The 13270-nt window shown below is 72.3% G+C and carries 7 protein-coding genes; 4 read left to right on the top strand and 3 right to left on the bottom strand.

The features are described from left to right. Positions 1–11: 11 nt before the first annotated feature. The 3 genes from ABTZ99_RS30265 to ABTZ99_RS30275 form a co-directional block, all read right to left on the bottom strand. Positions 12–3410 carry a glycosyl hydrolase 115 family protein gene (locus ABTZ99_RS30265; protein WP_499616029.1) on the bottom strand — a complete coding sequence of 1133 codons (3399 nt, stop codon included), beginning with the start codon at positions 3408–3410 and terminating at the stop codon, positions 12–14. Then, positions 3407–3787: a glycoside hydrolase family 30 beta sandwich domain-containing protein gene (locus ABTZ99_RS30270; protein WP_499616032.1), complete on the bottom strand. Its 381-nt coding sequence runs from the start codon at positions 3785–3787 to the stop codon at positions 3407–3409. The genes ABTZ99_RS30265 and ABTZ99_RS30270 overlap by 4 nt, the downstream gene beginning before the upstream one ends. Before the next feature lie 199 nt (positions 3788–3986). Then, positions 3987–5246 carry a LacI family DNA-binding transcriptional regulator gene (locus tag ABTZ99_RS30275; protein WP_498783546.1) on the bottom strand — a complete coding sequence of 420 codons (1260 nt, stop codon included), beginning with the start codon at positions 5244–5246 and terminating at the stop codon, positions 3987–3989. Positions 5247–5333: 87 nt separating this feature from the next. Between ABTZ99_RS30275 and ABTZ99_RS30280 the strand changes: the two genes are divergently transcribed. The 4 genes from ABTZ99_RS30280 to fabF all read left to right on the top strand — a co-directional run bounded on the left by ABTZ99_RS30280 (position 5334) and on the right by fabF (position 13237). Next, a complete protein-coding gene (locus ABTZ99_RS30280) occupies positions 5334–6038 on the top strand; it encodes a DUF4342 domain-containing protein (protein ID WP_499616035.1) in 705 nt (234 codons plus the stop codon). Between the two features lie 1458 nt (positions 6039–7496). Beyond that, positions 7497–10187 (top strand): aldehyde dehydrogenase family protein, encoded by a 2691-nt coding sequence (locus ABTZ99_RS30285; RefSeq protein WP_498783550.1) that lies wholly within the window; start codon positions 7497–7499, stop codon positions 10185–10187. 29 nt (positions 10188–10216) lie between these two features. Continuing rightward, on the top strand, positions 10217–11959 hold the full coding sequence (locus ABTZ99_RS30290) for a thiamine pyrophosphate-binding protein (RefSeq protein ID WP_499616060.1): 1743 nt from the start codon (positions 10217–10219) through the stop codon (positions 11957–11959). A gap of 27 nt (positions 11960–11986) precedes the next feature. Next, positions 11987–13237 (top strand): beta-ketoacyl-ACP synthase II, encoded by a 1251-nt coding sequence (gene fabF / locus ABTZ99_RS30295; RefSeq protein WP_499616038.1) that lies wholly within the window; start codon positions 11987–11989, stop codon positions 13235–13237. Positions 13238–13270 lie beyond the last annotated feature (33 nt).

Below are 13270 nucleotides of genomic sequence, written 5' to 3' on the forward strand. Positions count from 1 at the left end.
GCGGGGCGTGATCAGCGGGTCGTGCAGGTCGGGGCGACACCGGTGCCGACGCCCGTGCCCTGGAAGCCGAACTCGGTGGACTGGCCGGCGGCCACGCGGCCGTTGTAGCTCGCGTTGGTCCACCGGACGGTGCCGGTGTCGCCGTCGCGCTGGGCGTTCCAGGCGTTGGTGACCGTTGCCCCCGGGGGGAGGGTGAGCGTCACGGTCCAGCCGTCGATGTCCGACGACCCGGCGGTGACCTCCACGGTGGCGGTGAAGCCGCCGTTCCACGAGTTCAGGGACGCGGACGCGGTGCACCCGGCCGGACTGGTCGTGGTCGTGGTGGTAGTGGTGGTGGTGGTGCTGGTCGGTGTGGTGGTCGTCGTCGGATCGCCGGGTGTGACCCGGTGGCTCTCCGGTGGGCCGAGGTAGCTGTACTTCAGGCCCCCGGTGTCGACCACCAGCTTCTGGAGCACGGCGGTGGGGTCGACGGCCCAGAACTTCAGGGTGTGCACGCCGGGGGACGCGACGGTGAACGTGGTCGACGTGCGGTTGACGGCCTCCAGGGCGTTCAGCTCCCAGCCCTTGTTCATGGCCGTGTCGTCCGACCCCGTGGCGGTCGTGGTGTTCACCGTCTTCGGCGCCTGGTCGTCGATCGACATCGCGTACTCGACGCCGGCGCCGGGGCGGACGTTGTTGCGCGGCGACAGGTACGCCCACACCGTGACCGGTCCGGTCGTCGTCAGGTTGACCTGGTACTCCAGGCGTGCACCGTCGCCTCCCGGTGTCTGGTCGGCGGCGGTCACCGGGCTCGGCCGCATGCCCGACCCGGTGCGGCCGATGTCGGGCAGGTGCGACCACGAGACGCCGTTGCCGTCGACGGCCTTGGTGTAGTGGTCGGCCTCGATGGAGACGTAGCCGTTCGCCTCCACGAACCCCTCCGGCGGCGCGTCGGGCTTGTTCACCACCGCCTGCACGGTGACGGTGCGGCCCGCGCCGGTGACGGCGATCGGGACCGTCGTCCTCCCGGCGGGCGCCCGGGACCAGTCGACCGTGAGCGTGGCGCGGGTCTGCTTGGTGACGGTGCCACTGGCCGGGGTCGCGGTCAGCCACGGCACGGACGGCGTGATCCGGTAGGTGAACGGGCTCGTGCCCCGGTTGAACACCTCGACGTGCTGGGCGGGCTGGGTCTGGTAGGGGCTGAACTCCGGCAGCACCGGCTGCCCGGTGGCGTTGGGCCACCAGCTCAGCGAACCGTCGATCGCCACGCCCATCGACGCCGCGGACGGCACGGTGATGCGCTGCACCGCCGGGTAGATCTGGTCGGGCTCCGGCGGTTCCTGCCAGCTCGCGTTGTTGCCGTAGCGGGCCTTGTCGCCGTAGCCGAACTTGGTCTGGGTCTGCCAGCCGGTCCACTTCCCGCCGGCGAGGGTGGTGTTGTAGTGGTTGGACATCGCCACGTCGTCGGCCAGGCGCGCCTCGGCGGTCGCGGCGAGGTCGTTGGTGGCCGCCCGGCCTTGTGAGGCGTACCAGCGGTTGAGGAACTGCGCCTTGCGCAGCGCGTACAGGTTGGCGGTGGCCTTCGCCGGGTAGAGCACGAGCTGGTGGTAGGCGTCCTGGTCGGTCGCGGGCAGCGTGCGGCCCACCGCCTGGGCCTTCGCGGCCAGCGCTTGCCACTCCGCCGTGACGCGGTCCAGCTCGCCGTAGTTCTCGATGCTGTACGGGGTCATCGCGTCGTCGGTGGTGATCGCGCCGGCCGTGTCCCTGGTGTAACGCCGGTTGGTCGCTTCGGGCTTGCGGCGCGCCTGCAACTGCCCGTAGGTGTGCAGGACGTCGGCGATCGCGGGCGCGGCCTGCTCGCCGAAGTTCTGGGCGGCGTACTGGCGGGTCCACTCGGCGATGCCGTCGGCGGGGATGGCGGCGGGGTTCCAGGCGTAGTCGAGGAAGAACTGGGTGGGCGCCTCCTCGTTCTTCAGGTCTCCGACGTTGACCACCCACAGCCGGTCGATGCCGCTCTGGTACGACAGGTCGAGCTGTTCACGGGTGTTGGCCAGGTTGATCGTGTCGACCCACTTGTAGTTGCGCCCGCCGCCCACGTAGTCGAAGTGGTAGTACAAGCCGTACCCGCCCGCTCGGGGCGCGAGCGCGGGGTCCGGGACCTTGCGCATGTTGCCCCAGTTGTCGTCCGCGAACACCACCGTGACGTCGTCGGGCGGGCGCAGGCCGCGGTCCCAGTAGCGCTGGACCTCCTTGTAGAGCGTGAAGACCTGCGGGATCCGGTCGAGCGGCGTGCTGCTCTCGCGGTCGAGGATCTGGCGTTGGCTCGCGATGATGCTCCGCATGAGTTCGACGCCGTCGCCGTCCGGCAGGCTGGTGTCGCCCTCACCGCGCATGCCCAGGGTCACGACGCCCTCGAACTTCTCCCGCTCCATGCGCTTGATGCCGTCGGCCCAGTAGTTCTGCACGGCGGTGGCGTTGCGCACGAAGCTCCACTCGCCGTTGCCGCCGTAGCGGGTCGGGTTGCGCTTCCACTCCTCGATGCCGCGCATCATCGGCGCTTCGTGCGAGGTGCCCATCACGACGCCGTACCGGGTGGCGGTGGCGTGGTTGGCGGGATCGTCCTCGGCGAACGCCCGGCCCCACACCGCCGGCCAGAGGTAGTTGGCCTTGAGCCGCAACATGGCCTCGAAGACCTTCTCGTAGTACAGGCGGTTCAGCCCGCCGGGCTGGCCGGGCGCGAGGCCGGGGCCGAACGTCGCCCGTGCCCACCGACCGGTGGAGGGGTTCTCGTCGTTGATGAACACGCCCCGGTACTTCACCGCCGGCGTGCCCTGCGAGTGGCTGCCCGGCCGGACGTACAACGCGCTGTGCTTGCGGGCCGGCACGTCGTCGAAGTAGTGCCACGGCGACACCCCGATCCGCCGCGACACGTCGTAGACGCCGAAGATCGTGCCCCGCTGGTCGCTGCCCGCGATCACCAGCGCCCGGCTCACCCCCGCCACGGGGTTCTCGACCACCTGTTGCAGCGACGTCTCCCACTTGCCCCGGATCCGGGCGACGTCGAGCTTCCCGGCGGACACCAACCCGTCGATCAGCGCGCTGCGGCCGAGCGTGCCGACCAGCACCGCTTCACCGGACGTCGGCGTGCCCGTGGAGACGGTCGGCCGCACGCCGGTGACGCGCTCCACGTCGGTGCGCAGGTCGTCCACCACCCGCACCACGCCCGGGAAGTCGCCACCGCTCACGAACAGCGGCGCGGCCCGGCCGTTCGCGGCGAGCGCGAACCCGCCGTCCACCGGGGCGAACGAGACGTAGTCGCCTTCGGCGGCGGCCGACGCGTCCGGCGCGCGGGCGGTCATCACGACCGCCGGCGCCACCGCCGCGACGACGACCAGGCCGAGGATCGCGGACACGACTGGTGAGCGGCTCATGAGCGGACCTCGTAGGTGACCGGGGAACGAGCGGGGATGGTGGAGGTGAGCGCGCCGCCGCTGGTGGTGATCGGGGTCTGCGCCGCGGTGTTGTTCGAGCCGTTGGTGAGGTGCGGCACGGCCTGCGTGCTCATGCCCGTGACGGGCACGGAGACGGCCGAGCAGGTGGTGTTCAGCGCCACGACGGCAGGCGAGCCGTCCGCGTTGCGGAACGCGGCCACCTGGCCGAACGCCTGGGAGAAGCCGAAGCCGTCGATGCGCTGGTAGGTGGTCGCGGCGTTCACCGTGACGGCGGTGGCCGCCGAGGCGACCGGCGCCGCGCTCACCGCCACGACCGGTGCCGCGGCGACGGCGGGCAGCCGTCGCCGTTGGAACATCCTCTGGAACATCGTCGTCCCTCCGAGTCGCTCCCGCCCGTTGCGGAAGTTAGGGACGCGGAGCGGGGGAGGGCAACCAGGGCGAACGCGCGCGAACGCCGGACGAGCGGACGTGTCCGCAGGTCGAAAGCTTTCGATCAACTGTGGAAACGCTTCGGCACTTCACTCGTTCGGCGCAGCACGATTTCGCCATGTGGACTCACTTCGGCGGCGCGGTGCTGTCGCGGACGATGAGGGTGGTGGCCAGCTCGACCCGGGCCTGGTCGGGCGTCCGGCCCGCGGCCAGGGTCAGCACCAGCTCGGCGGCGGCGGCGCCCATCTCGACCATCGGCTGCCGCACGGTGGTCATCGGCGGCCCGCACCAGCGCACGGCCGGTATGTCGTCGAAGCCGACCACGCTGAGGTCCTCGGGCACGCGCAGGCCCGCCTGCCGGGCCGCCTCGTAGACGCCGAGCGCCTGGAGGTCGTTGCCGCACAGCACGGCGGTGGGCGGGTCGGGCAGCCGCAGCAGCTCGCGGGCGTGGATGAACCCCTCCTCGAAGGCGAACCACTGCCCGATGCGCACCAACCGCTCGTCCAGCGGCATCCCGTGCTCGGCCATCGCCGCCCGGATGCCGCCGAGCCTGGCCCGCGCGCACATCCGCTCGGGCGGGCCGGCGATGACGGCGATGCGCCGGTGGCCGAGGGAGAGCAGGTGCCTGGCCGCCGCGATGCCGCCGCTCCAGTTGGCCGCGCCGACCGACGGCACCGAGTGCTCCGGCTCGCCGGTCGGGTCCAGCGCCACCAGCGGGATGCCGCTCGTGGCCAGCAGGCCGTGCTGCTCGCTGGTGAAGCCGAGGTGCACGACGACCACGCCCAACGGCTGCCGCGACAGCAGGTCGTGCGCCCAGGACCGGCCGGTCGCCGACTGGCGCGCGGCGTCGGTGAAGCCCACGGCCAGCCGGTGCGCGCCCGCGACCCGCTCCACGCCGTGCATGACCTCGACCGCCAGGTAGCTCTGCATGCCGAAGAAGACGACCTCCACGTTCGGCGCCCGCACGACCGCCTCCGGTCGACGGTAGCCGTGCTCGCGCAGCGCCGCCTCCACCCGCCGCCGGGTCGTCGCCGCCACGCCCGGACGCCCGTTGAGCACCTTCGACACCGTCGGCGCGGACACGCCGGCCAGTCGGGCGACCGCCGCGACGGTCAGCTCGCCACGCCGGCGCCCGCGCGGACGCGCGTTCGCCCGGGGCCGCTCCTTGGCCTGCGGGTTCCGCATCGCGTCCACCTCGTCGAGCAGCCGGGTCCGGACCGCCTCCGCCTCGCGGTCGGCCGCCGGACCGGCGGGCACCGTCTCGGTCAGGTAGCGCCGCTTGCCCGATCCGGGGTCGACCCCGGCGTACACCCGCACCCGCAACGACCCGCTCGGCAGTCGTTCGACCTCGCCACGCGCCTGGCGCCGTGCACCGGGAGTTCCCATGGAGCCACGGTACCGAAAAGATAGCTCCACGGCGATCGGCAATTAGCTCCACGAAGCCGCGGTACTCTCCGCGCGGCCGGGCGTGCGGTGACATCGCCGGCGACGCCCGGCGCTTCCTGTGCGGCGGGTGGCGGTGTCCACTTCGGACACGACGCCGGTTGTCCGGACACCGTGGTGAGGGCCGTTCAAGCGACGCGACTGGATCTGGACGACCGGCACGCGGGAGGATGGTCGGCGAAGGGGGTAGACATGACGGAGCAGGGTGATCGTCAGGCGCCGGGTGTCGAGGCGTTGACGGACAAGATCAGGCAGCTCGTGCACGAGGGCAACACGCGCCGGGTGGTCGTGCGCAACGGCAAGGGCGAGCCGGTGCTGGACATCCCGGTGACGGCCGGCGTGGTGGCCGCGGTGGCCGCGCCGATGGTGACGGCCGTGGCGGCGTTCGCGGCTCTGGCGGGCCCGTGGTCGGTCGGCGTGGAGCGCCCGGAACCCACCGCGCCCACTGACGGCGACCCGGGCACGACCGCCAGTGCCACCACCGACACCGAGACTGGCACCGCTGCCGCCGACGGCGGCACGACCGCCGGCGGCACCGCCGACACTGATACCGCCGCTGCCGCCGGGACCGGCACTGCCGGGACCGACGCCACTGAGGCCGACACCGCCGGCACCGGCACAACCGCCGACCGCGAGGCCGGCACCAGCGCCGACGCCGGCACCGACTCGGGCACCGCCGGCACTGCCGCCGAAGGCGACACCGGTACCGGCACCGTGCCGCCCGTCAAGGGCTGAGGTTCGACCCAGGGGCGACCCTGGACCGCGGAGGCGGTGGGTGCGCGATGCGGCCCACCGCCTCTCTGCATTCCCGGGTCTGGCCGGCCCTGTCGGCGTGGCCACCGGGCAGGTGTTCCACCGCGAATGCGGCCGAGGAAAGCCGGCTGGTCGGCCCGGACCCCCGTCGAGCGGCAGGAAGCGGCGGCAGCTCGTTCTTCCGGTGAGGTGGGCACGGTCCGGTCGCTACACACGCGACCCCGAGTGCTTGGTGCGGTGGAGCAACCGTGGGGTGCGTCCGATGTGGAGGTCCACAACGGACGACGGCGGCAGGTCGGTCATCGGCAGTCACCTCGTGGCGGCGAGGACGGTGGCGGGTCTCATTTGACCGGTCAAACCGGGCAAGTCTGGCGCGCGCCGGAGCGCCGCGTCAACCGAAGTGCTGCGGGGACACGGAGCCGGCCGTCCTTTTCGGCCTCCGCGCTTCGGAGGTGCGCAGGTCGGTGGCCGGGCGGATCCGGTGTGCCGTCTCGATCGGTGCGCGCGTCGGTCCACCGCACTCTGTGGACAACCTGTCGGTCGAGTTAACGTGAAGATCGTCCGGCTGCCCACCGGTCCCACCGTCTATACGTCATCTATATCTCCATGTTACGGCGGTACTGGAACGTGCCGGAAGTTCATGGGCGTTCACCGGGCCCTTTGGCTCGATTTGACACCCGATCAAGGGGTCGCTAGCTTGCCGCGCCGAACAATGTGAACAGCGTTCTCGTTCAGGGTTTTGAGACGGATTTGTCAGCGTGCTGCGCCGATCGGCTGATTGTGATCGACCGACCTCGTTGCCAAGGTGGTCGGTGCTGAGGAACGGGAACGACTCGATACCTGTTGGAGATTGACGATCCCGTCCGACGATCAGCCACCTCCGGGATCCGCGCAGATCAGGGAGGTGTCGGCACGCCCTCCAGTACTGGAACGGCGTGCGCAGTACTGTGACGCGTGGTCCGCCGGCCGCGCGCGAACTTCCATCGAGGACAACGGCAGTGAATACGATCTCCTGTCCCAGGGGCCCGTTCGCCGCCGTTCCCGGGTTATTCGGGAACGCGGCGCGCGGGGCGGACAAACGTGAGGCGGGCACTACCGGCGGTAACTCGGGTGGCGCGGTCGACACCGCGCCACCGGGCGTCACGCCGAGTCGTGCCCAGCGGTTGCGCCCGTGGCACGTGTCGCGCCCGACACGTGGGCCACGTGCGGCGCGGCCCTTCTCCTAGCGCCCCCGCGCGAATTCCGGCACCCCGCGTGCGGTCGCGGGTGAAATGTGTCCGAAAGCCTCGGCTCACGTTCTGGTTCGTGAGCCGCCCACGCCTGTCCGGGCGGTATTGACGAATGCGGTCCCGCACGGGGTTTTCGCGTGCCGCCGGACCGGGTCCATTCCGCGTCAACGCCCCGGTGGGTGTCCGATGAACGAGGAACGAGGGCAGAGCCATGCTTGTGAACGAACACGGCGGGGAAACACCCCTGGCCCACGTCGCCGAACGCTGCCACGCGCTCATCGGCGTGCTGCGCGAGCGCGGGGTCGGCGACGGCGACCGGGTCGTCCTGTCGGCGCGCAACTCCGACGACTTCGTGGTGCTCCTGTTCGCGCTGATGGAGCTGGGCGTCTCGGTCGGCCTGGTCGACCCGGGCCTGCCACCCGCGCAGTCCGCCGAGCACGTGGTCGACTCCGGCGCCCGCTGGTTCGTCACCGACGCCGACCAGGCCGACCCCGCGTTCGACCGCATCGCGGCCGGCCTGCTCGACCTGCGCGGCCTGGTGAAGACCGCCCGCGACGTGCCGGTGGCCGAGGTCCCCGAGCTGACCTTCGCCAAGTGGGGCCGCCGGCGTGACGCGCTCGTGGTCTGGAGTTCCGGCAGTTCCGGCAAACCCAAGGGCGTCGTGCGCTCCGGCGCCTCCGTGCTGCGCAACGTCGAGCGCACCCAGGCGCGCATGGGCTACGTCGAGTCCGACGTGCTGCTGCCGCTGCTGCCCTTCACCCACCAGTACGGGCTGTCCATGCTGCTGCTGTGGTGGAACGCCCGCGCCACGCTCGTCATCGCGCCGAGCAGGCGCGTCGACCAGGCGTTGGACGTGATCGCCCGACAGCGCGTGACGGTCGTGGACGCCGTGCCCGCCACCTACGACACGATGCTGCGCGTCGTCGCCCGTCGCGACACCCGCGACCTGGGTTCGGTGCGCATGTGGTGCGTCGGTGGCGAACCGCTGCGCGACGAGCTGCGCACCCGCTTCGAGACCCGCTTCGACGCCACGCTGCTGGACGGCTACGGCAGCAGCGAGGCCGGCAACGTCGCGCTGTCCTCGACCGAGGACCCGACCTACTGCGGCACGCCGTTGGACGGCGTCGCGGTGGAGGTGCGCGACCCGCTGGGCAACCCGGTGCCGGCGGGCGAGATCGGCGAGGTCGTGGTCCGCACCCCCGACATCATGGTCGGCCTGCTCGAACCCGGCGGACGCGTCCGTGAGGTGGAGCGGCAGGAGTTCCACACCCGCGACATCGGCTACCTCACGCCCGCCGGGCAGCTGCGGGTGCTGGGCCGCAAGTCCGCCGTGCACCGCTTCGGCCACACGCTCTACCCCGACGCCATCGCCGAGAAGGCCGGCGCGTGCGGCGCGCCCGTGCGCGTGATCCCGGTCGAGGACGAGCAGCGCGGGACCCAGCTCGTGTTCGTGATCACCGACCCGGCCGAGCAGCCCGTGGCGCACTGGAAGCGCGCGGTGTCCCGGTTCGTCGCCGCGCACGAGCAGCCCAACCGCGTGGTCGTGCTCAAGGAGCTGCCGCTCAACGGCAACGGCAAGGTCGACCTCCAGGCGCTGCGGGACATCGCCGCCTCGACGGTGGCGCTCGAAGGCGTCAAGGGCGTCTTCCCCCGCGTGCACGGCGACGCCGACCCGTCGGCCATCCCGTTCCCCGACCGGCTGGCCCGGCTCACCGATCTCGCCCAGCTGCTGCGCGAACGCCGCACCGAGGTGATGTCCCTGCTCACGCAGGTGATGAGCTACAAGACCGCGTACGGCGAGATCGACGCCTCGATCGCCGCCCTGGAGGGCGCCGCGGCCGAGATCGCCCGGTACCGGCCGCCCGCGATCGGCCAGATCGGCGTGCTGATGCCGTCGAACATCCCGCTCTACAGCTACGTGCTGTACCTGGCGATCCCCAGCCTCTACAGCGAACGCGTCGTGTTCCGGCCGTCGCGGCGCATCGCCGACCAGCTGCTCAAGCTGCACGAGCTGCTGTCCGGGGTGCACCACCTGCCGATCGTGCTCGACGACAGCGACCAGCGGGAGTTCCTGGAGGGCGAGGGCGCGCGCTCGGACGTGCTCGTGTTCACCGGCACGTTCAACAACGCCGAGAAGATCCGCGCCGGGCTGCGCCGCGACCAGCTGTTCCTCTACTTCGGCCAGGGCGTGAACCCGTTCGTGGTGGGCGCGGACGCCGACATCCCCAAGGCCGTCGACGGCCTGCTGCGCGTGCGGATGCTGAACTCCGGCCAGGACTGCTTCGGCCCGGACGTGGTGTTCGTGCACACCTCGATCAGCGCCCAGTTCTGCAACCTGCTGTGCCGCCGGGTGGACAACCTGCGCTACGGCCGGTTCGACGACCCGAACGCCGACTACAGCCACATGTTCTACCTCGACGCGTTCGACGCCTCGCTGGACTACCTGCGGTCGGGTCGCGAGCACCTCGCGGCGGGCGGCGAGGTCAACTTCGTGGACGACCACCTCAGCCCCACCGTGCTGATCCGACCGGCCGACACCAGGATCACGCCGCCCGAGCTGTTCGCGCCGATCTTCAACGTGGTGCCGTTCACCTCGACGGACTGGCTGCACCCGATGCTCGACCACCAGTACTTCCAGGAACGGGCCATGGCCGCCACGGTCTACGGCGACCTGCCCGACACCGTCGAGCTGCTGCGCCGGCGGCACACGGTCAGCGTGAACGAGACCGTGATCGACATCGAGGACGGCAACGCGCCGTTCGGCGGCACGGGCATCCGCGCCAACTACGCCGCCTACGGCCGCAAGCGCCACGCCGAGCCGCTGCTGATCTCGAAGGCGGTCGCGGACCACCTCGGGTCCGACCGCCTGGCCGCGTCCGACGCCACCGGCCGCACGGCCTGACGGCCGCCGAACAGATGGGTGTGATCGAGATGGAACCGCCGTCCGCACAGGACGTTCCGGGCGAGGACGCCTCCGGCGAGAACCCCGCGGGCCACCACGTCCGGGGCGCCTGGCACGCCGTGGCCCGGTTGCTCGCCGAAGCCGGTGTCGAGGTCGTGTTCGGTCTGCCCGACGACGACCTGGACGCCCTCGGCGCGCTGCACGCCGCCGGTGTCCGGCTGGTCGTGTGCCGGGACCAGCGCAACGCCGTGTTCATGGCCACGGGTTACGCCTTGCGGTCCGGCGCGCTCGGCGTCGCGCTCGTCGGCAAGGGCCCGGCGGTGACCAACACCGTGACGGGCCTGCTGGAGGCGGCGTCGTCCGGCGCGCCCGTGCTGCTGCTCTCCGGCGGCACGGCGGCCGAACGGCGGGGCAGCGGCGCGTTCCAGGAGCTGGACCAGCAGGCCGTGGTCGCGCCCCTGGTGAAGTCCGCGACCAGGGTCGACCACCCCGCACGGCTCGCGCCCGCCGTGCGCCGGGCCGTCCTGGTCGCCACCTCCGGCGCGCCCGGTCCGGTGTACGTGGAGCTGCCCGACCACCTGCTGAGGGTGGACGTGCCCGTGCCGCCGCCCGCGCCGCCCGTCGAGCGCCCCACGTCGGTCACGGTGTCCGGCGACTCGGCGGCGCTGGACGCGCTGCGCCACGCGCAACGCCCGATCGTGCTGGTGGGCGGCGGGATGCGGCACCGCAACGCGGACGGCGTGGTGGAGCGGTTCGCCGAACGCGTCGGCGCGGCCCTGGCGTGCACGGCCAGCGGGCGCGGCGTGGTGGACGAGTCGTCGGTGCGGTTCATCGGGCTCGCCGGCCTGTACGCGCCGGACCGCGCCAAGGCGCTGTGGGACGACACCGACTGCGTGGTCGTGCTCGGCAGCAGGCTGGAGGAGACCGCGACCTACGGCTGGCCGGCCGCCCTCGGCACGACCGTGCCCGTGGTGCAGGTCAACGTGGACGCGGCGGGCGTGGCCACCCAGTACGCCGGACCGGTCGTGCTCGGCGACGGCGCGGACGTGTGCGCGGCCTGGCTGGAGCAGGTCGTGGACGGCGCGCCCGCCGAGTGGTCCAAGCGCGTGGACGAGGTGCACCACGGGCTGCGCGCCGACCACCGCCGCGAGCTGGCCGACCTCGCCGCGAAACCCGGGCCGCACGTCGTGGAGGTGCTGGCCGCGCTCGACGTCGAGCTGCCCGCCGACCGCGTCCTGGTGCAGGAGAACGGCTTGCAGGACATGTGGTCCTACAGCTTCCCCCGGTTCGAGTGCGCGCACGGCGCGGGCTCGGTCGTGCCGTCCGAGCAGACCAGCCTCGGGTTCGGCGCGGCGGCGGCGATCGGCGTGAAGGCCGCGGCGGGCGACCGGCCGGTGGTGGCGTTCGTCGGGGACGGCGCGTTCGGCCTGTTCGACGCCGACCTGCCGACGGCCGCGGCCCTCGGTTCCGGGCTGCTGTACGTGGTGCTGCGCAACGGCGGCTACGGCTGGTTGCACTCCCAGCTCGGCCCGCACAACGAGGGCCTGGCGGGCACGGCGTTCGTGGACCCGGACGCCGTCACGGCCCGCGCGCCGCAACTGCGCGGCGTGCACCAGGTGACCGTCACCAAGGAGTCGTTGCGCGCCGACGTCGCCGACGCGTGGCGGCGCTCGCGGGAGGGCGAGGTCGTCGTCCTCAACGTCCCCGCACGCCTGGAAGACGCGTTGTTCGCCGACCACGAACTCGGCGGCGCCTTCCCGGTCGCCGACTGACCCCCTGACTGGAGCGAGGAGCAGCACATGGCTGAACGACACGGCAGGCGGGTCGTCATCACCGGCTGGGGCGTGGTGTCCCCGGTCGGCCTCACCGCCGACGAGACGTGGGACGCGCTGGTCGCCGGGCGCAGCGGCATCGGGAACGTGACCGTCGTCGACGCCTCCGACCTGCCGACCGACCTGGCGGGCGAGGTCAAGGGCTTCGAGCCGAAGAAGTACCTCAACCACAAGCAGCTCCGCCGCATGGACCCCTACGCGCGGTACGCGTTCGCCGCCGCGTCGGAGGCCGTCGGCACGGCCAAGCTGGAGATCACCGAGGACAACGCGCACCGCGTCGGCGCGCTCATCGGCAGCGGCTACGGGCCGATGCAGTCCCTCGGCGAGCACGTGGTGGCGCTCAACGCCAAGGGGCCGCGCGCGGTCAGCCCGTTCGCGCCCATCACCGGCGCCATCGACAGCGCGGCGGGCGAGATCAGCCTGGCGTTCGGCGTCACCGGCCCGACCCGGGCGGTGAGCAGCGCATGCGCGACCGGCACCGACGCCATCGGCGAGGCGGCCCGCTGGGTGCGCTACGGCGTGGTCGACGCGGTGATCGCGGGCGGCGCGGAGAACATCCTCACCCGCGTGGACCTGGCGGGCAGCGGCAACGCCAAGGCGCTGTCCACCCGCACCGACGCGCCCACCGAGGCGTGCCGGCCGTTCGACGAGGACCGCGACGGGTTCGTGATGGCCTCCGGGTCCGGGATCGTCGTGCTGGAGTCCGAGGAGCACGCGCTCGCGCGCGGTGCGACGATCCTCGCCGAGGTGGCCGGTTACGCCGCCACGTCCGACGCCCACCACTGGACCGCGCCGCACCCCGAGGGCCGGGGAGCGCGGGCCGCCATGCGCGGCGCGCTGGCCGACGCGGGCCTCGCGCCCGAGGACGTCGGCTACGTCAACGCGCACGGCACCAGCACCGTGTTCAACGACCAGTCCGAACTGGACTCGATCCGCGCGGTGTTCGGCGAGCACGCCAAGCGCGTCCCGATCAGCTCCACGAAGTCCATGACCGGCCACATGATCGGCGCGGCGGGCGCGGTGGAGGCGATCGTCGGCGCGATGGCGATCAACCGCGGGCTGGTGCCGCCGACGATCAACTGCCACCGGCCGATCGACCGCGCGGTCAACTTCGTCGCCCACGAGGCGCAGGCGCACGACGTGGACGTGGTCATGAGCAATTCCTTCGGCTTCGGCGGGCACAACGCCGTGGTCGTGCTGCGCCGGTGGCAGGGCTAGGGAATCCCGGGCCGGGACCACGGGACGAGGGCT

Origin of the sequence: Actinosynnema sp. NPDC002837 (assembly GCF_040295345.1) — a bacterium.
Classification (GTDB): Bacteria; Actinomycetota; Actinomycetes; order Mycobacteriales; family Pseudonocardiaceae; genus Actinosynnema.

What these genes read in the sequence shown, in the direction of transcription:
- ABTZ99_RS30265 (WP_499616029.1), bottom strand. Translation starts at nt 3,410, where the DNA reads ATGAGCCGCTCACCAGTCGTGTCCGCGATCCTCGGCCTGGTCGTCGTC.
- ABTZ99_RS30270 (WP_499616032.1), bottom strand. Translation starts at nt 3,787, where the DNA reads ATGTTCCAACGGCGACGGCTGCCCGCCGTCGCCGCGGCACCGGTCGTG.
- ABTZ99_RS30275 (WP_498783546.1), bottom strand. Translation starts at nt 5,246, where the DNA reads ATGGGAACTCCCGGTGCACGGCGCCAGGCGCGTGGCGAGGTCGAACGA.
- ABTZ99_RS30285 (WP_498783550.1), top strand. Translation starts at nt 7,497, where the DNA reads ATGCTTGTGAACGAACACGGCGGGGAAACACCCCTGGCCCACGTCGCC.
- ABTZ99_RS30290 (WP_499616060.1), top strand. Translation starts at nt 10,217, where the DNA reads ATGGAACCGCCGTCCGCACAGGACGTTCCGGGCGAGGACGCCTCCGGC.
- fabF (WP_499616038.1), top strand. Translation starts at nt 11,987, where the DNA reads ATGGCTGAACGACACGGCAGGCGGGTCGTCATCACCGGCTGGGGCGTG.